12 protein-coding genes and 2 pseudogenes are annotated in these 17,930 nt (G+C 74.2%); 7 read left to right on the forward strand and 7 right to left on the reverse strand.

Annotation, left to right across the window (positions count from 1 at the left end):
- Positions 1 to 80: 80 nt before the first annotated feature.
- Positions 81 to 1,181, reverse strand: a complete 1,101-nt coding sequence (locus tag ACSMXW_RS35660; protein WP_485802555.1) for a slipin family protein — start codon at positions 1,179 to 1,181, stop codon at positions 81 to 83.
- Between the two features lie 178 nt (positions 1,182 to 1,359).
- Entirely contained in the window at positions 1,360 to 2,250 is an 891-nt protein-coding gene (locus ACSMXW_RS35665) for a LysR family transcriptional regulator (RefSeq protein ID WP_485802557.1), read from the reverse strand.
- A gap of 173 nt (positions 2,251 to 2,423) precedes the next feature.
- Between ACSMXW_RS35665 and mgrA the strand changes: the two genes are divergently transcribed.
- On the forward strand, positions 2,424 to 3,419 hold the full coding sequence (mgrA, locus tag ACSMXW_RS35670; protein WP_485802558.1) for an L-glyceraldehyde 3-phosphate reductase: 996 nt from the start codon (positions 2,424 to 2,426) through the stop codon (positions 3,417 to 3,419).
- Between the two features lie 154 nt (positions 3,420 to 3,573).
- Here mgrA and ACSMXW_RS35675 read toward each other — a convergent pair whose 3' ends face one another.
- The 5 genes and pseudogenes from ACSMXW_RS35675 to ACSMXW_RS35695 all read right to left on the reverse strand — a co-directional run.
- The gene (locus tag ACSMXW_RS35675; protein WP_485802560.1) at positions 3,574 to 4,443 is read right to left on the reverse strand and encodes an NAD-dependent epimerase/dehydratase family protein; all 870 of its coding nucleotides are present in this window, start codon (positions 4,441 to 4,443) and stop codon (positions 3,574 to 3,576) included.
- Entirely contained in the window at positions 4,443 to 5,327 is an 885-nt protein-coding gene (locus tag ACSMXW_RS35680) for a carbohydrate ABC transporter permease (protein WP_485802562.1), read from the reverse strand. Before ACSMXW_RS35680 ends, ACSMXW_RS35675 begins: the two co-directional genes overlap by 1 nt.
- Positions 5,324 to 6,157, reverse strand: coding sequence for a carbohydrate ABC transporter permease (locus ACSMXW_RS35685; protein ID WP_485802563.1), 834 nt, complete (start codon positions 6,155 to 6,157; stop codon positions 5,324 to 5,326). The genes ACSMXW_RS35680 and ACSMXW_RS35685 overlap by 4 nt, the downstream gene beginning before the upstream one ends.
- Before the next feature lie 328 nt (positions 6,158 to 6,485).
- Positions 6,486 to 7,154, reverse strand: a complete 669-nt coding sequence (locus tag ACSMXW_RS35690) for an extracellular solute-binding protein (RefSeq protein WP_485802565.1) — start codon at positions 7,152 to 7,154, stop codon at positions 6,486 to 6,488.
- 7 nt (positions 7,155 to 7,161) lie between these two features.
- Positions 7,162 to 7,764, reverse strand: a pseudogene (locus tag ACSMXW_RS35695) (ABC transporter substrate-binding protein); the annotation flags it as partial.
- Between the two features lie 174 nt (positions 7,765 to 7,938).
- Here ACSMXW_RS35695 and ACSMXW_RS35700 point away from each other — a divergent pair.
- From ACSMXW_RS35700 to ACSMXW_RS35725, 6 genes and pseudogenes are all read left to right on the forward strand, one after another.
- Positions 7,939 to 8,724 carry an IclR family transcriptional regulator gene (locus ACSMXW_RS35700; protein WP_485802566.1) on the forward strand — a complete coding sequence of 262 codons (786 nt, stop codon included), beginning with the start codon at positions 7,939 to 7,941 and terminating at the stop codon, positions 8,722 to 8,724.
- Positions 8,725 to 8,888: 164 nt separating this feature from the next.
- Positions 8,889 to 9,746: pseudogene (locus ACSMXW_RS35705) on the forward strand (enolase C-terminal domain-like protein); the annotation flags it as partial.
- Positions 9,747 to 9,859: 113 nt separating this feature from the next.
- A complete protein-coding gene (locus tag ACSMXW_RS35710) occupies positions 9,860 to 10,171 on the forward strand; it encodes an enolase C-terminal domain-like protein (RefSeq protein ID WP_485808511.1) in 312 nt (103 codons plus the stop codon).
- Positions 10,168 to 10,827, forward strand: a complete 660-nt coding sequence (locus tag ACSMXW_RS35715; protein ID WP_485802568.1) for a ThuA domain-containing protein — start codon at positions 10,168 to 10,170, stop codon at positions 10,825 to 10,827. The genes ACSMXW_RS35710 and ACSMXW_RS35715 overlap by 4 nt, the downstream gene beginning before the upstream one ends.
- Positions 10,812 to 11,915: a Gfo/Idh/MocA family protein gene (locus ACSMXW_RS35720; RefSeq protein ID WP_485808513.1), complete on the forward strand. Its 1,104-nt coding sequence runs from the start codon at positions 10,812 to 10,814 to the stop codon at positions 11,913 to 11,915. The genes ACSMXW_RS35715 and ACSMXW_RS35720 overlap by 16 nt, the downstream gene beginning before the upstream one ends.
- A 255-nt stretch (positions 11,916 to 12,170) precedes the next feature.
- Positions 12,171 to 17,747, forward strand: a complete 5,577-nt coding sequence (locus ACSMXW_RS35725) for an ROK family protein (protein WP_485802570.1) — start codon at positions 12,171 to 12,173, stop codon at positions 17,745 to 17,747.
- The last annotated feature ends 183 nt before the right edge of the window (positions 17,748 to 17,930 follow it).

Raw genomic sequence — 17,930 nt, forward strand, 5'->3', positions numbered from 1 at the left:
CGCCATGACGCACGTGCACCGTGCCGTGATGCACGTGCACCGTGCCGTGACGTGCGCGCACCGTGCCGCGACGTGCGTGCCTAGTCGACGGGAGGCGGGGGCGGGGGCGGCGCCGGCCGGGATCCCGGATCCGCCGGACCGTCGCGGTCCGCCGGGCCGCTACCCTCCGCCGGGCCGCCGTCCGCCGCCTCGTCCGTCGCGTCCGTATCGGTCCCGGCCGCCGCCGTGTCCGTCCCGTCCGCCGCCTGATCCGTCCCGGCCGCCGCGTACCCGGCCGCCTCCTCGTCGGCCGTCGCCGCGCCCGCGGCCGCCGCCGGGTCGGGGCCCAGATCGAGGAAGCCCTCGGGGCCCGGGACGGCGCCCTCCCCGACCCGGTCGGGCCCGGGGAGCGGGCTCCCCTCGTCGCCGTCGGGCCCGACGGGCTCACGCTGGGCGCGGTCCAGGAACCGCAGCAGCTCCACGGGGAACGGCAGCACCAGGGTGGAGTTCTTCTCCGCGGCGACCGCCACCATGGTCTGCAGCAGCCTCAGCTGGAGCGCGGCGGGCTGCCGCGACATCTCGCGGGCCGCCTCGGCCAGCTTCCTGGAGGCCTGCAGCTCGGCGTCGGCGTTGATGATCCGGGCCCGCCGCTCCCGGTCCGCCTCCGCCTGCCGCGCCATCGACCGCTTCATCGTCTCCGGCAGCGAGACGTCCTTGATCTCCACCCGGTCGACCTGCACGCCCCAGCCGACGGCCGGGCTGTCGATCATCAGCTCCAGGCCCTGGTTGAGCTTCTCGCGGTTGGAGAGCAGGTCGTCCAGGTCGCTCTTGCCGATGATCGAGCGCAGGGACGTCTGCGCCATCTGCGAGACCGCGAAACGGTAGTCCTCCACGCGCACCAGCGCATTGGCCGCGTCGACGACCTTGAAGTAGACCACCGCGTCCACCCGCACGGTGACGTTGTCCCGGGTGATGCCCTCCTGGGCGGGCACCGGCAGCGTGACGATCTGCATGTTCACCTTGTGCAGCCGGTCGAGCGCCGGGAAGAGCACGGTCAGGCCCGGGCTCCGCACGTCGCCGTGCAGCCGGCCGAGCCGGAAGACCACCCCGCGCTCGTACTGCTTGACGACCCGGGCGCAGGAGGCCAGGCAGATCAGCGCCAGGCAGACCACCACGACGATAGCGACAACAAGACCCTCCATGACGGACCCCTGACATTCGGAATATCCGCTATCCAAAACCCAAGGATATGTCCGCTATGTATGCATTTTCGTTGCGCGTGGAAGAGGGGGTGGCACCGCCCGGCCGCTCTCTCCCGGCCGGATCGGCACTCAGCCCGAGCCGGCCGGGCCCGTGCCGCCCGGCCGCAGCGCGGTTGTGTCAGGCCGTGGGATCCAGGAGGGACATCAGCACCCGGGCCGCCGGGCTCGTGGCGGCCTCCTGGGGGAGCACGGCGACCGTCTCGTAGTGGATCCCGGCGGCCATGCCGAGGGGTACCGCGGCCAGCCCCGCCGCCTGCGGCTTGCGGGAGAAGTGCCGGGGCACCACGGCGATGCCGAGGCCCTCCTGGACGAGCTCCAGCAGGCCGTGCACGTCGTTGACCTCCAGTGTCACCGTGCGCTGCACCCGGGCCGCGGCGAACGCGGCGTCGGTGGTCCTGCGCGGCCCCCAGTCCGGGTGGAAGTCCACGAACGCCTCCTGGTCCAGTTTGCCCAGGTCGGCGACCTCGGTGCGGTGGGCGGCCAGGCGGTGCGCCGGGTGGCAGAGCAGCACCATCGGCTCCCTGGTCAGCGGGACCGCCCGCACCGGCCCCGTCAGCTCACCGGAGGTGACCGCGAAGGCCAGGTCGAGGCGGCCCGCGGCGACCTCCTCGACCAGCAGCCCCGAGCCGGCCTGCCGCAACCGGATCTCCACCTCGGGATGCCGCTCCCGGAACGCCGCCAGCAGCCGGGGCACGCGCACCCCCGCGATGCACTGCTCGGTGCCGAGCGCCAGCCGCCCGCGCAGCACGCCCTGGACCGCCGCCACCGCCTCCTGGGCCGCCCGGACCCCGGCCAGCACCCGCTCCGCCTCGCCGAGCAGCGCCCGGCCCGCCTCCGTGAGCGTCACATGGCGGGTGGTGCGTACGAACAGCGGCGCCCCCAGCTCCCGCTCCAGGGCCCGGATGGACGCGGAGAGTCCGGACTGCGAGACCATCAGGCGCTCCGCCGCCCGGGTGAAGTGCTGGTCCTCGGCGACGGCCACGAAGTGCTGAAGATGGCGTAGTTCCATGATTCAGCAGCGTATCCGCTCAATCCCATCGGATTCTCCTGTTGGACCGCTGGGGGGATCGGGGGAAGGATCGTCCGGGTCCCCTGGTCCGCCCCGGTTCAGCCCCGTTCGTCCAGTCGGTTCATCCAGCCGGTTCCGTTCGTCCCGGCTCGTTCATCCCAGCAGGAGTGCATGTGTACACCGCACACCCCGACCGCTACGCAGACATGCCCTACCGCCGCAGCGGGAGCAGCGGCGTCCGGCTGCCGGCGCTGTCGCTCGGCCTGTGGCACAACTTCGGTCCCGATCGCCCGGCGCAGACCCAGCGGGACATCCTCTGCCGTGCGTTCGACCTCGGGATCACCCACTTCGACCTCGCCAACAACTACGGCCCGCCGCCCGGCGCCGCCGAGCAGGTCCTCGGGCGGGTCCTCGGCAGCGACCTCGGGCGGTACCGCGACGAGCTGTTCATCTCCACCAAGGCCGGCTATCTGATGTGGCCGGGCCCCTACGGTGAGTGGGGGTCCAGGAAGTCCCTGCTGGCATCGCTCGACCAGAGCCTGGAGAGGATGGGCCTGGAGTACGTCGACCTGTTCTACTCGCACCGCTTCGACCCCGACACTCCGCTCGAGGAGACCATGGGGGCGCTGCACTCGGCGGTGCAGCAGGGCAAGGCGCTGTATGTGGGCGTCTCGAACTACTCGCCCGAGCAGACCCGCGAGGCGGCCCGCATCCTCGGCGAGCTGGGCACCCCGCTGCTGATCCACCAGCCGCGTTACTCCATGCTCGACCGCTGGGTCGAGGACGGGCTGCTGCAGACGCTCGACGAGCTGGGCGTCGGCTCCATCGCCTACTCGCCGCTGGAGCAGGGCCTGCTCACCAACCGCTACCTGAACGGCGTTCCGGCCGGTTCCCGGGCCGCCGGCGACAGCCCCTTCCTCACCGAGGAGAAGCTGACCGAGGAACTCCTCGGCACGCTCAGGGCGCTCCAGGAGATCGCCGAGGGCCGCGGCCAGACCCTGGCGCAGCTGGCCCTCGCATGGGTGCTGCGCAACGTGACGTCCGCCGTCATCGGAGCCAGCAGCGTCGCCCAGCTGGAGGACAGCGTCGCCGCGGTGAACACCCTGGAGTTCGGTCAGGACGAGCTGGCCCGGATCGATGCCGTCATCACCGGCGGCGGGGCCGCCTGACCCCAGGGGGCGTCCCGGAGGCGTCCGGCCGTGACGTGGGCGGCATGAGGTGAATCGGATTTCACCTACACTGGTGAAATCCGATTCACCCCGCCGGGCCCGCTTCGACACGCTGGGCGCGCTCGGGCTCGCCGTGGGCCGCCTTCGCAGGCTGTCAGGGGGCGCCGTCCGCGCCTCCCCGGTCCGCCGTCCGCCACCAGGTGTGCCGGGGCACGAAGCCCAGCAGCCGCGCGCACGCGCTCGTGTCGTACAGCGAGGTGTGGTCCGCGAGCGGCAGGAAGGCCGGCACGCCCGGGTGATAGGTGTCCATCAGCTCCGCCGACGTACGCGGTGACGAGGTGTCGGGGGCGGCCACGTTGACCACATGGCAGCCACGCACATCCGCCTCCACGGCCCGGCGCAGCGCGGCCGCCGCGTCCCTGGTGTCCAGCCACGCCCACAGGTCGTGCCGGTGTGCGCCCGGGTCGGCCGCCACCGCGGCGAGCTGCCGCGCCAGCCGCTCACCGCTGCCGGTGAACGGGAAACGCATGCACACGATGTCCGTCCCCCACTGCCGGTGCGCGGTGCGCGCCACCTCCTCCAGGACCAGCTTCGACAGCCCGTAGGAGTCCCGCACCAGCGTCGGATGCTCCTCGTCGAGCGGCACGTACAGCGGTGAGACCGGCACCGGCGACCAGGCGAGGCCGACCGCCGACAGGCTGGAGGCCGCCGCCACCCGCCGCACCCCGGCCCGCCCCGCCTCCTCGAACACCCGATGCGTGGTGAGGCAGTTGTGGGCGAACAGAGCGCTGGGGTCCTCCGGGTCCGGGTGCGGGATGGCACCGAGGTGCACCATGGCCTCGGCGCCGTCCATCGCCTTGCGCACCAGCGCCCGGTCCTGGAGGTCGCCGGTGTGCACCCGCTCGGGGCGCGGGTCGTCCAGGGGCACCCGGTCAGTTGCGATCACGGAGTGCCCCGCGGCCAGCAGCTCGTCCAGGACGTGCCCTCCGATGTGCCCCGCGGCGCCGGTGACCAGGATCCGCATCAGCCCTTCACCGCCCCGACCAGGCCCCCCACGAAGTACCGCTGGAGGCTCACGAAGAGCAGGATCACCGGGATCACCACGATCAGCGCGCCCGCCATCAGATTGTTGTAGTGCGGCACGCTCTCCGCGGCCAGCGTCTGCAGGCCGAGCGGCAGGGTGTAGGTGGACGGGTCGTTCAGCGACACCCGGGTCAGCAGGTACTCGTTCCAGGTGGGGATGGCCGTGAGCAGCGCCACCGTGATGAGCGCGGGCCGGGCCAGCGGCAGGTACACCCGGGTGAAGATGCGCAGCTCCCCGGCGCCGTCCACCCGGGCGGAGTCCCGCAGCTCCTGGGGGACGGCCGTGAAAGCGCCGGTCATCAGGAGCACCGACAGCGGCGCGGTGCCGTTGACGAACGAGAGCACCAGCCCGAGGTGGGTCCCGAGGATGCCCATCTTGTTCTCCAGCAGCACGATCGGCAGCATCACCATGATGCCGGGCACGAACAGCAGCGACACGAACAGCCGGGACAGCGCGGTGCGCCCCGGGAAGCGCAGCACCGCGAACGCGTACCCCGCCGCCGCGTAGACGACGAGGGTGAGTACGGCGGTGAACACCGTCACCTGGACGCTGTTGAGGAAGTAGTCGAAGAAGTGCAGCCGGTTCCAGGTGCCGACCAGGGTGTCCCAGGTGGGGTGCCGCGGGACGAGGTGCCCGCCGCGCACCACCTCGTACTGGTCCTTGAAGGCGGCGGACACCATCCAGAGGAACGGATAGACGCTGATGAGCCCGTACAGGGCCAGCGGTACGCCCACGACGAGGCGCGCGAGCAGCCGGCGGGTCCGGTCCGCGCCGCCCGCGGACCGGGCACGCGCGGCGGCGGGGGCCGGGGAGAACATCGTCATGTCTTGCTCCGCAGGGCTCGCAGATTGATCAGTGCCAGGATCAGCGCGGCGGCGAACATCAGCCAGCCGAGCGCGCTCGCCAGGCCCAGGGTCGGCGCCAGCTCCTTCAGGAACGCCAGCCGGTACGCCTCGAGGCCGAGCACGTTGGTGTGGTCGCCGGGGCCGCCGTCCGTCATCACCAGGAACGTCTGGAAGCCCTGGAGGCTCTCGCGGAGGTTGAGCAGCACCACGATGGACGTGATGGGGCGGACCAGCGGCCACACCACGGAGGCCGTCGAGCGCCACCAGCCGGCGCCGTCGAGCTGGGCCGCCTCCAGCAGGCTCCGGTCGATGCCCTGCAACCCGGTGAGGTACAGCAGCATCGCCACCGGCACCGCGCCCCACACCGTCACCACGATCACGGTGGGCAGCGCGGTGTCCGGGTTGCCCAGCCAGCCCTGCGGCTGCCGGAGCGAGCCCAGGCCGAGCTGCCCGAGGAGGGCGTTGACGGCGCCGTCCGGCCGGAGGATGTACGTCCAGGCGAAGAACACCGCGATGCCGCTGGTGACATACGGCAGGAAGTACACCGAGCGGAGGAAGGCCTGCATCCGCCGGGCCTGGTCCAGCAGCACGGCCAGCGGGAACGACACGACGACGGTCAGCAGCGGCACGCCGATCATCACCCAGAGTGTGTTGAGCGCGGCATGGCGCACCCGGGGCGCGTAGCGCGGGTCCTGCCAGAGGACGTCGGCGTAGTTGCCGAGCCCGACCCAGGTCCAGTGCGGGGTGAAGCCGTTCCACCGCGCGAAGCTCAGCGTGAAGCCGTAGCCCACCGTGTACAGGCCCAGCACGCAACAGCACCACGGCCGGGGCGACGAAGGCATAGCCGGTCAGGGCCTCGCGCAGCCGGCTGCCGCGCGCACCGGGACCGCCGTCCGCCGCCGGACCGCCGTCCGCCGCCGGACCGCCGTCCGCCGCCGGGCCGCCGCCCGGCCCGGGCGGGCCCGGCGGCCCAGGGCGGGCCGCGACCGGGGAGCCGGCCGTGGGCGGGCCCGGGGCGCCGGGCCGGGGCGCGGCGGTCACTCGGACTCCGCCCAGTACGAGTCGATCAGCTTGCGCATGTCCTGCCCGGTCTGCGCGGGCGTCGACTTCCTGAGCGGGGTCAGGTCGGCCAGCACCTCACCCACCGGGTCCTGGTCGTAGCCCGGCGGCCGGAAGTCGTTGAGGCTCGGGTCGTAGGTCTCGCCGGGCGCGCCGCCGAAGCTGTCGATCATCGAGCGTGGGCCCGAGCACCTTCACGCCCTCGGCGCCCAGCTCGGTCGCGGGCAGGTCCGCGGAGTCCCTGGCGAACCGCGCGGCCACCTTCCGGCCGGACAGGAACTCCATCCACTTCCTGGCGTTCTCCGGCTGGGCGCTGGTGGACGTCAGGGTGAGCCCGGTCAGCGCCAGAGGTCCGAGCGCCCGGTGCGGAACAGCGCCGTCCCGGGGCGCGGGCAGCCCGAAGGCCAGCACATCGTCGGCCTTCATCCCGTTCTGCTGGAGGAAGGCGAGGGTGAACGTGCCGCCCACGTCGAACGCGGACCTGCCCTGGGCGAAGGCCTGGTCGGCCTCGTCGATGGTGAGCGACTGGGTGCCCGGCATCCAGTACGGCGTCAGCTCGTCGTACATGGCCAGCACCTTGGTGCCGTCGGGAGAGGCGAAGTTCTCCGAGGCGTCCCGGCCGAACAGCGCCTCGTACCTCTCCTTGCCGAGCTGGGCGAAGGCGAGCGGCTGGAGGACCCAGGTGAGGCCGGTCGCCTTCACCTTCAGGCCCAGGCTGACGCCCTCCCCCGGCGGGGTCCTTCGCATGGGTCTTCTCGAGGTCGGCGAGGAACTCCTCCCAGGTCGCCGGTGCCTTGGTGATGCCGGCGTCCGCCAGGATCCGCTTGTTGGCGTAGACGATGCCGAACGTGCCCGCCGTGAACGGCACGCTGAAGCGCTGGCCCTTCTGGACGCCGTGCATCTTGGAGTCCTGCGGTCTGGACTCGCGGACCCTCTGGTCGGTGACGGTGCCCGAGATCCGTACGGCCTTCTGGAAGCGGTCGTTCCAGGAGGCGGGGACCTGCCCCTTGAGATCGGCGGCGATGCCGGCCGCGCCGAGCGAGATGTCCTCGCCGTCCGAGTGGGTCTCCAGCACGTCCGGCAGGTCATGGGTCTTGGCCGCGCTCTGCACCTTGGTGGTGTACGCGTCGTCCGGTGTGTAGGCCTCGACGTGGACCGAGATGCCGGTCTGCTTCCTGAACTCCTCGGCGGCGTTCCGCAGCGCCGCCACATGGGACTGCTTGAACGTCCACATCTCAAGCGCCTTGGCGTCGCCCGAGCCTGACGAGCCCCCGCACGCCGAGAGCGACGTCAGGGAGAGCGCCGCGGCCAGCAGGGCGGCCGCACAACGGGCCTTTCCGGACACAGGTATACGCATGGGTCCTACCTCAGGGATCAACCGTTCAGAAGACCGAATGGCGTTGGAGTGACTGAACCTAGGCTGGCCGTGATATAGCGTCAAGATGCGCGCCGCGACGGAGCGGCGCGGCGCACCAGGTGCGTACACAGTCCGTCGGGTGCCGGTCCGGGGAGCGGAGGATCAGTGGATGCGGTGACAGCGGAAGCGCGCGGGCGCAAGGCCGACGAGGTCAAGTCGGCGGCCCGGGTGCTCGAGGTGCTCGAGCTGCTGGGGCAGGACGGCGCCCGCCTGTCGCTCGCCGAGATGGCGAGCGCGATGTCCGTGCCGAAGAGCAGCCTGCACGCGATCCTGCGCACCATGGAGGCGAGGCGCTGGGTGGACGTCGACCCCTCCGGCACCCGGTACAGCCTCGGCCTGAAGGCCCTGCTCACCGGCACCGCCTACCTGGAGGGGGACGATGTCGCGAGCCTCGCGGGACCGGTGCTCGACCTGCTGGCCGAGGAGACGGGTGAGGCCGTGCACCTGGGCAGGCTGGACGGCACGGACGTGGTCTACCTGGCCAAGCGCGAGTCGCGGCACGCGCTGCGGATGTACTCGGCGGTCGGCCGCCGGCTGCCCGCGCACGCCACCGCCCTCGGCAAGGCGGTGCTCTCCCAGTACGACGCCGCAGAGGTGCAGCGCCGGCTGAGCTGGCCCCTGGAGCGGCTCACCCCCGACACCGTCACCGACCCCGACGAACTGCTCCGGCAGCTCGCGGAGGCCCGGCTGCGCGGCTGGGCCCTGGACGACGGCGAGAACTCGGTGGACATCCGGTGCGTGGCCGTGCCCCTCGGGACGACCCGGTCCGGCGGCGACGCGCTGAGCTGCTCCGCGCCCAGGAGCCGGATGGACGACGCACGCGTGGCGGAGGTGGCGGTCGCGGTCACCGAGGCGGCGCACTCGCTGCGGGCGCTGCTCAAGCGCATCGGGCGGCACTGAGCAGGTGCGTGGCGGGGCATCGGAAGAAGGGCCGTGGCCGCCCCCGGGCCGCGCCGTCGAGGGCTCCGGTCATTCCGGTGTCTTTTGGCAGGTGCGTTGACAAAATAGGGAGGTTGCGTTCGGATTGAAGGACGTCATTCTTATAACTGCATGCGGGGGTTCGCATGGCTCAGCCTGATGCCCGCACCGAGCTCCTCGCCCCGGCCCCCTGGGTCGAGGAGCGCGGCTCGACGATCCGCATCACGGCCGTTCGCACCTTCCTGACAGCCCCGCACGGCTGCCCCCACCTCGTCGTCCGCATCGAGACCAACGATCCCGGCCTCTACGGCCTCGGCTGCGCCAGCGACCCGCAGCGCACCCTCGCCGTCCGCTCCGTCCTCGACGACTACGTGGCCCCGATGCTCAGGGGCCGCGACCCCGACGACATCGAGGACATCCACCGCCTCCTCCTCAACAGCGCCTACTGGCGCGGCGGCTCCGTCACCGGCAACGCCCTCGGCGGGGTCGACGTAGCCCTGTGGGACCTCAAGGCCAAGCGGCTCGGCGCGCCGCTGTACGCGCTGTTCGGCGGCCGGGTGCGCACCGGAGCCGCCGCGTACACCCATGTGGACGGCTCCGACGCCCAGGAGATCGCCGAGGGGGTCGCGGCGGCCCGTGAGCGCGGCTTCGGTCACGTCCGCGTCCAGGCCGCGGTGCCCGGCGCCGACACCTACGGCAGCCGTGCTGCCGTCGTGGACCCGGCCGCCGTCCGCGCCCGCAGGGTGCCCTGGGACTCCGCCGGCTACCTGCGCACCGTCCCCGCGGTGCTGGCACGGGTGCGCGAACTGGTCGGCGACGACGTCGAGCTGCTGCACGACGTGCACGAGCGGCTCGACCCCCGCCAGGCCCGCGAGTTCCTGCGCCGGGTCGCCGACGTGGGCCTCTACTTTGTGGAGGACCTGCTCGCGCCCGAGGACGCCGGGCACTTCGCACGGCTGCACGCCGTCTCCCCGGTGCCGCTCGCGGTGGGGGAGCTCTTCCACGACACCGCGCAGTTCCTGCCGCTGCTGGCAGGACCCGCCATCGACTTCGCCCGGATCCGCGCCCCACCCTCGGCGGCCTCACCCCGGCCCGCAAGATCGCCGCCGTCTGCGAGCTGCGCGGCGTCCGGCTGGCCCCGCACGGGCCCGCTGACGTCAGCCCGGTCGCCCAGGCCGCCACCCTGGCGCTCGACATCAGCAGCCACGCCTTCGGCGTCCAGGAGGCCGCGACCTTCAGACCTGCCGTCCACGACGTCTTCCCCGGCACGATCGTGCCCCGGGGCGGCACCCTTCTCCCGCACGAGAGCCCCGGCCACGGCGTCGACTTCGACGAGGCCGCCGCCCGCCGCCACCCCGTGCCCGAGCCGCTCGAACACGACCGCTGGGCCCTGCTGCGCAACACCGATGGGAGTGTGCAACGACCGTGACGACCGACACCCGACGGGCACTCGTCGTCCGCGGTGGCTGGGAAGGCCACCAGCCCGTGACGATCACCGACCTCTTCGTGCCGTTCCTCGAGGACCAGGGCTTCACCGTCGACGTCTCCGACTCGCTCGCCGTCTACGAGGACGCGGACCTGCTGGCCGCCACCGACCTCGTCGTGCAGTGCTGGACCATGGGCACCATCAGCGCGGAACAGAGCGCCGGCCTCGCCGCCGCGGTCCGCGCGGGCACCGGCCTGGCCGGCTGGCACGGCGGCATCGTCGACGCCTTCCGCGGCGACCTGCGGTACCAGCTGCTCACCGGCGGGCAGTTCCTCATGCACCCGCCCGGGTTCCTCGACCACGAGGTGCACATCGCCCCCGAGCGGCCCGACCATCCCGTCGTCGCCGGCCTCCGCGACTTCCGGGTGCACACCGAGCAGTACTGGGTGGCCACCGACCCGCTCGTCGACGTGCTGGCCACCACCACGTTCGAGGCCGACGACCTGCGCGAGCGGGCCACCGTGATGCCGGCCGTGTGGACCCGGAGCTGGGGCGCGGGCCGGGTCTTCGTCAGCACCATCGGACACAAGCCGGACGACTTCGACGTGCCCGAGGTACGGGCACTGACCGAGAGGGGACTGCTGTGGGCGAGCCGGTGAAGCCGCTGCGGATCGGCATGGTCGGCGCGGGCAAGATCAGCGGCGCCTACCTGGACACCCTGGCCCGGCTGGACGAGGTCCGCGTGACCGCCGTCACCGACCTGGACCTCGACCGCGCCAAGCAGGCCGCCCTGAAGGCCGGCGGCGAGGTCGCGGTCGCCGGCTCCGTCGTCGACCTCGCCGGCCGCGACGACGTGGACGCCGTGCTCAACCTGACCGTCCCCGCCGCGCACGCCGGCGTCGCCCTCGTCGCGCTTTCCGCGGGCAAGCACGTCTACGGCGAGAAGCCGCTGGCCGCGAACCGCGAGGAGGCCGAGTCCGTGCTGGCCGCCGCGCGCGCCGGCGGGCTGCGGGTCGGCTGCGCCCCGGACACCGTCCTCGGCACCGGCATCCAGACCGCGCGCAAGGCCGTCGACGACGGGCTCATCGGAACCCCGGTCGCCGCCACCGCGTTCATGACGACGCCCGGCCACGAGGCCTGGCACCCTGACCCCGAGTTCTACTACCGGCCCGGCGGCGGCCCGCTGCTGGACATGGGGCCCTACTACCTCTCCGCGCTGGTGCACCTGCTCGGCCCGGTGGTCCGCGTCACCGGCGCCGCGTCCCGGCCGCGCGCGCAGCGGGTGATCGGCAGCGGCCCGCGTGCCGGCGAGGTCTTCCCCGTCGAGGTCGACACCCATGTCACCGGGGTCCTGGAGCATGCGGGCGGTGTGTTGTCCACCCTCGTGATGAGCTTCGACATCCGTGCCGCACGGCTGCCCCGGATCGAGGTGCACGGCACCGAGGCCTCCCTCTCGGTGCCCGACCCCAACCGCTTCGACGGCCCCGTGGAGATCCACCGGGACGGGGCCTGGCAGCCGCTGCCCGTCTCGGCCGGCTACCCGGGTGGCGGCCGGGGCACCGGACTCGCCGACCTGGCCGCCGCGCTCGCCGAGGGCCGTCCGCACCGCGCCTCCGCCGAACTCGCCGGGCACGTGCTCGATGTGATGCTCACCCTGCTGGACTCGGCGCACCAGGGCACCGCCCTGCCGGTCGGCAGCACCTGTGAGCGCCCCGCACCCGTGCCTGACGCCGCGGCGGCGCCGTAGCCGCGGCGCCGGAAAAGCCCCCGCAAGGGGAATCGAGGCGGCAGGAAGGAGAGGGCCTTCCTGCCGCCTTCCGCTGTCCCGGAATTGTCACCCCGATTAGTTTACGAATTCGGCAGAGTGCGGTCTTCAATTCGGGTGACGATTCATCGGATGCCGCTGGCAACCAGCAAGAAGAAGGAGAGCGCCGAGGGCGTTGACTTGATAACACACTTGGTTTTACATGTCCGTGACCGGCTGGACAGGGAGGGCTTTCCGATGCATGACCGGAGAGGGTCCGGCGAGGAACGCGTCACCGCATTCCTCGCCGAACGGCTGCGGCCCGCGCTCCATCCGCAGCGGACGCCCATGGACGTCAGCGCCTGGCACATCCCCGGGGAGCCGGTCCCCGTCGGCATCGCCCTGCGCGCCGTGTACACCCCCTTCGCGGTCGGCGACCCATGGGGCAGGCCCTGGTCCACCACCTGGTTCCGCGTCCTGGCCACCGTGCCCGAGCGCTGGGCGGGCCGCCGCGTGGACGCCCTGGTCGACCTCGGAGGCGCGCCCGCCGGCCCCGGCGGACCGGCCGGTCTCGTGCACGACGCGCACGGCACGCCCCTGCAGGGCCTGCATCCCGGAGCCGGCCCCGTGCCGGTCCGGCTCCGGGCCCGGGGCGGGGAGCAGGTGCGGCTGCTGATCGAGGCCGCGGCCGACCCGCCCATCGACCCCGGCGCCGGCACGGGCCTCGGGTACGGCAACCCGGTGACCGCGGGGGAGGATCCGCTGTACCGGCTGCGCGCCGCCGACCTCGTGGTACGCGACGAGGACGTGTGGCGGCTGCTGCACGACATGGAGACACTGCTCGATCTGCTGCGTGCCCTGCCCCCCGGCCAACCCCGCCGGGAGGAGCTGTGCCACGCCCTGCAGAGCGCGGTGGACGCCGTCGACCCGGCCGCCGTCGCCCGCACCGCCGCGGCGGCACACGCGCTGCTCGCGCCCGCCCTGGCCCGCCGCGCCCACGACTCGGCACCCACCCTCGCCGTGGTCGGCCATGCGCCCGCCGGCCGGGCGCTGCGCCCGGTGCACGAGGCCGTCCGCGCCACGGCCTGCGCCCTCAGCACCCTGGCCGCCCTCACCGAGGAGTACCCGGAGCTGGTCGTGGCGGCCCCCGGGGCCCAGCGGCACGCCTGGATGAAGGAGCACCAGCCGCATGTCTTCGAGCGCATCCGCAAGGCCGTCGCGGACGGCACCTGGGTGCCCGTGGGCGGTATGTGGGTGGCGGCCGACACCGAGCTGGCCGGGGGCGAGTCGCTGGTGCGGCAGTTCGTGCACGGCCGCCGGTTCCTCCGCGACGAGCTGGGGACCGACAGCGACGGCGTCTGGCTGCCCGAGGCCATGGGCGCCTCCCCGGCCCTGCCGCAGCTCGCCCGCCTCGCCGGCGCCCACTGGCTGCTGTCCCGCCGCCCGGCGCCGGGCCGTGTGCACGCCCCGCCGCACCACACCTTCCGCTGGGAGGGCATCGACGGGACCACCCTCTTCACCTACCTCGCAGCCGGCACACCGGAGGGCGGCGCGCTCACCGGCACCCGGACGGGTACCGGCACCTGGACCGGCGAGGGCACGGACACCTGGACCAGCGCCGACACCTGGACCAGCACAGGCGCCGGCACGGGGATCGGTACCGGCACCGGCGCCGGCACCGCCGCGGCCTTCGCCGCCCTCGCCGGCCGGCGCCCCGTCACCCGCTCCCTGCTGCCCGCCGGCCGCCCCGGCATCGGGTCCGACCGCGCCCTGCTGGAGCGCGCCCGCCGCCTCGCCGACCTGGACGGCGCCCCGCGGGTGACGATGCAGCATCCGGCGGCGTTCTTCCGCGCCGCCCGGGACGAACACCCCGACGCCCCCGTCCGGCGCGGCGCGCTCGACCTGGCACCGCACCGCGGCGGCTACACCGGCCAGGCGCGCACCAAGCGCGCCAACCGGCTCAGCGAGGCCCTGCTGCACGAGGCGGAGCTGTGGTCCGCCACCGCCGCGGTGCGCACCGGCGTCCGCTACCCCTATGACGAACTCGACGCGCTCTGGAAACAGGTGCTCCTCCAGCAGAGCGACGACATCCTCTCCGGCGCCGGCATCGCCTGGGCGCACGCCGACGCGGAGGCCGCGCACCGCCTGGCGCAACGCAGGCTCGAACGGCTCGTCAGGCGCGCCGTGGGCGAGCCGGACGGCGGCACCGTGCTCAACCCCGCCCCCATCCCGCGCCGCGAGGTCGTCGTGCTGGACCGCGCCCCCGGGCCCGTCCCGGACACCGCGCAGCTCCTGCCCGACGGGCGTGTCGCCGTCCTCGCCGAGGCGCCCGCGCTCGGCACGGGCCCCGCCGGCATCCCCCTCGGGGACACCGCCCCCGTCGCGGTGCGCCCCACCGCCGACGGCGGCCACCTGCTCGACAACGCCCTGATACGGGTGCACATCGGCCCCGACGGCCTGGTGCGCTCCCTGCTCGACCTCGCCACCGGACGCGACGCCATCGCCCCCGGCGCCACGGGCAACCTCCTCCGGCTGCACCGCGCGGGCCCCGGCCGCGCCGGCACCCGCGACCTGGACCTCCGCACCGGCACCGGCCGCGACCTGGACCGGGCGGACCACGTCACCGTCCGCGCCCACGGCCCGCTGCTCGCGGCGGTGCGGGTGAGGCGCGGCACCGGGCGGTCCACCGTCGTGCAGGACCTCACCCTCACCGCGGGCAGCCGCGCCCTGAGCGTGGGCACCGAGGTCGACTGGCGCGAGCGGGACACCGTCCTCACCTGCGCCTGGCCGCTGGACGTGCACGCCGAACACAGCCGCGCCGGTGTGCAGTTCGGCCACGTCACCCGCCCCACGCACAGCGACGCCGACGGGGACCCGGCCCCGGACGAGGCGGTCGCGCACCGCTGGATCCACGTCGGCGAACACGGCTGGGGCGTGGCCCTCGCCACCGACACCGTGCACGGCCACGGCGTCGGCCGGCACACCCGCGCGGACGGCGGCACCACCACCGTGCTGCGCACCGCGCTGCTGCGCGGCCCCGGCAGCCCCGACCCGCACGCCGACCGCGGCCCCCAGTTCTTCCGGCACGCCCTGGTGCCCGCCGCGGACGTCGGCGACGCCCGCGACGCCGGCTACGCCCTGTGCCACCCGCTGCGCCCCGGCCCCGCCGAACCGCCGGGGCCCCCGCTGGTCACCGTCGACAACCCCGACGTCGTCGAGACGGTCAAGCTCGCCGACGACCGCAGCGGCGACGTCGTCGTCCGCCTCTACGAGTCGCGCGGCGGCCGGGCCGCCGTCCGGCTCGGCGTCGGCTGCGCCGCCACCCGTGCCACGAGACCGACCTGCTGGAGGAGCGGCGCGCCGAGCACCCGCTCAAGGGCGGCGGGGTGCGGCTCACCCTGCGGCCGTTCCAGGTCCTCACCCTGCGCCTGGTGCGCGGCCCAGCCCCGTCCGACCTGCCGGAGGAGCACGGTGCCTGACGCCCAGCCGGGCGGCGGCCTGCCGCCCGAGACCCATGCCCAGCTCCGCCGCTGGGCGGAACAGGACGGCCCCATGACCACCCGGGCACGGGTCGTCCTGCTCGCCGCCCAGGGGCTGCGGGACGCCGAGATATCGCGCCGCCTCGGGGTGTCCCGGCAGACCGTCGGCACCTGGCGGCACCGCTGGCAGCGCGCGGGCCTCGCCGGGCTGCGGCAGCGGCCGCGCACCGGGCGCCCCGTGACCGTCGACGAGGCCGAGGTCGTCACCCGGACCCTCCTCGCGCCCGGCGGCGGCGGGGCCAGCCGGGCCATCGCCCGCGAGGTAGGCCTCTCGCACGCGACGGTGGCCGCGATCCGGCGCCGCTGGCGGCTCGCCCCCGACCAGTCGCCCACGCCCCACGTCCCGACCAGGCCGCCGCTGCCCGGCGCCGACGTCTGGGTGATGGGCCTCTACGCCGACCAGGAGCGGGCCGTGCTGCTCACCGGGACCCGGCCCGGGTCACCCGGGCCCGGCCCGGCCGCCTCCGTGATCGGCGAGGACGTGCTCGCCGGTCTCGACCGCGCCCTCGACGCGGTGCGTGGCGCCGCCGTGCCCCGCACCGCCACCGGGGCCGCCGGGGCGCCGGAGCTCACCCGGTACCTGGCCGCGGCCGCCGAGCACCACCCCGACATCGCCCTGCACGCCGTGACCCTCTGGGACACCGCGCAGGACCCCGGCGACCGCCCGCGCCAGGAGGCGGAGGCGACACGGCCCGCGTCCGCCGCGGCCCGGCACGCGTGCGCCGCGGAACCGTCCGGGCCCGCCGCTGCACCGTCCGGGCCCGCCGCTGCACCGCCCGGGCCCGCCGACCCGCTCGCCCCGCGCCCGCTCGCCTCCGGTCCCGCGGGCCGGGTGACGTTCCACCAGCTGCCCGCCCGCTCCACCTGGCGCGGCTTCCTGCACGCCATGATCGCCCTGGACAGCACCAGCCACCCCGAGTCCTCCCGGCGGGTCTACCTCGACCTGATCAGTGCTCTGGAGCGGCACGGCGCGGTGCGCACCGGGGGCCCGTACGCGCCGGTGTGCTGGCTGCGGGAGAACGTCGCCGAGCACCTGCGGGCGGCCCGCGACGGGCAGGACGCCGGGCCCCAGGGGTCCTTCAGCGGCGTCAACCAGATCGACCTGGGCTCGTTCAACGAGTGCGTGGTGATCGAGACGGTACGGCTGTCCGGCAGCATCACCCGCGGCGAGATCGCGCACCGCACCGGGCTCACCCAGCAGTCCGTCTCCAGGATCGCCCGTTCGCTGCTGGACCGGGGCATCCTCGTGGCGGACGCACAGCGCCGCGCCACCTCCGGCAAGCCCCGCACCCCGGTGCGGCTGTGCGGCAGCGCGGCCCACGCGCTCGGCCTGCACATCGACCCGGAGGTGCTCACGGCCGTCGTCATCGACCTGGACGGCTCCCTGATCTGCACGTGCACCCGGCCGGTGGGCGCCGGTATCGAGCCCGGCGAGTTCGTCGGGCAGGCGGTGGCCCTCGCCAGGGAGGCGCTGGAGAAGGCGCGCGGCACGGTCCGCGAGGACGGTTTCCTCGGCATCGGTGTGGCCGTGCCGGGGCCCGTGGACATCGCCTCCGGCACCGTGCTCGCCCCGCCGCTGCTGTCCGCCTGGGACGACCTGCCGCTGCTGTACCTCCTGAAGGACCACTTCCCGTGCCCCGTCATCATCGAGAAGGACTCGCTGGCGGCGGCCGCGGGGGAGCGGTGGATCGGCCGGGACCGCCGGGCGCGTGACTTCGCCTACCTCTACCTCGGTACCGGTGTCGGCTCCGGGCTCTACCTCAACGGCGACCTGTACCGCGGGGTGAGCGCCAACGCCGGGGAGTTCGGGCAGCTGTGCGCGCTGGCACTGGGCCGGGTGGACGCGGCCGGCCGGCCCGAGATCCTGCCGGAGTGCAATCCACCGGTCTCCGTCACCGGACTCGCCGCGTCCGCCGGGCTGCGCACACCGGACGCGGCGCTCGGCAGCACGGCCGCCTACCGGGCCGTGGGCCGGGCGGCCGCCGTCGGCGACCCGGCAGCGGTGGCCGCGCTGCGGGAGGTCGCGGGGGCGGTGGGGCGCGGCGCGCTCGGCCTGGTCGACCTGCTGGACATCGACCTGATCGTGCTCGGCGGACCGTTCTTCACCGAGGACGTGGCCGAGTTCTACCTCGACGAGATCGGCCGCACCGTCAACGAGTTCCCCACCGCGCGGCGGCTGCGGCGGGTGGAGGTGGAGCGTTCCGTACTCGGCGCGGAGGCGGCCGCGGTCGGCGCGGCATCGACCATCTTCCACGCGACGTTCACCCCACGCCTGCGGGGACGAGCCCACACCTGAGCCCCGCGGGGGGCTCCCGATCGCGGCGGACGGTCCCGCAGCCCCCGCGCCCTTCAGCGGTGCTGCGCGCCGATGGGGCCGCGGGGAACCGCGACGCGCGACCGGCGACCGCCGGAAGGTCCGGTACGGCGCGAGGTGCCCCTCCGGGCCGGTGGCCTTGTGCGGCTTTCGTTGTGGCTGGTC

Source organism: Streptomyces sp. DSM 116793, from assembly GCF_057320905.1.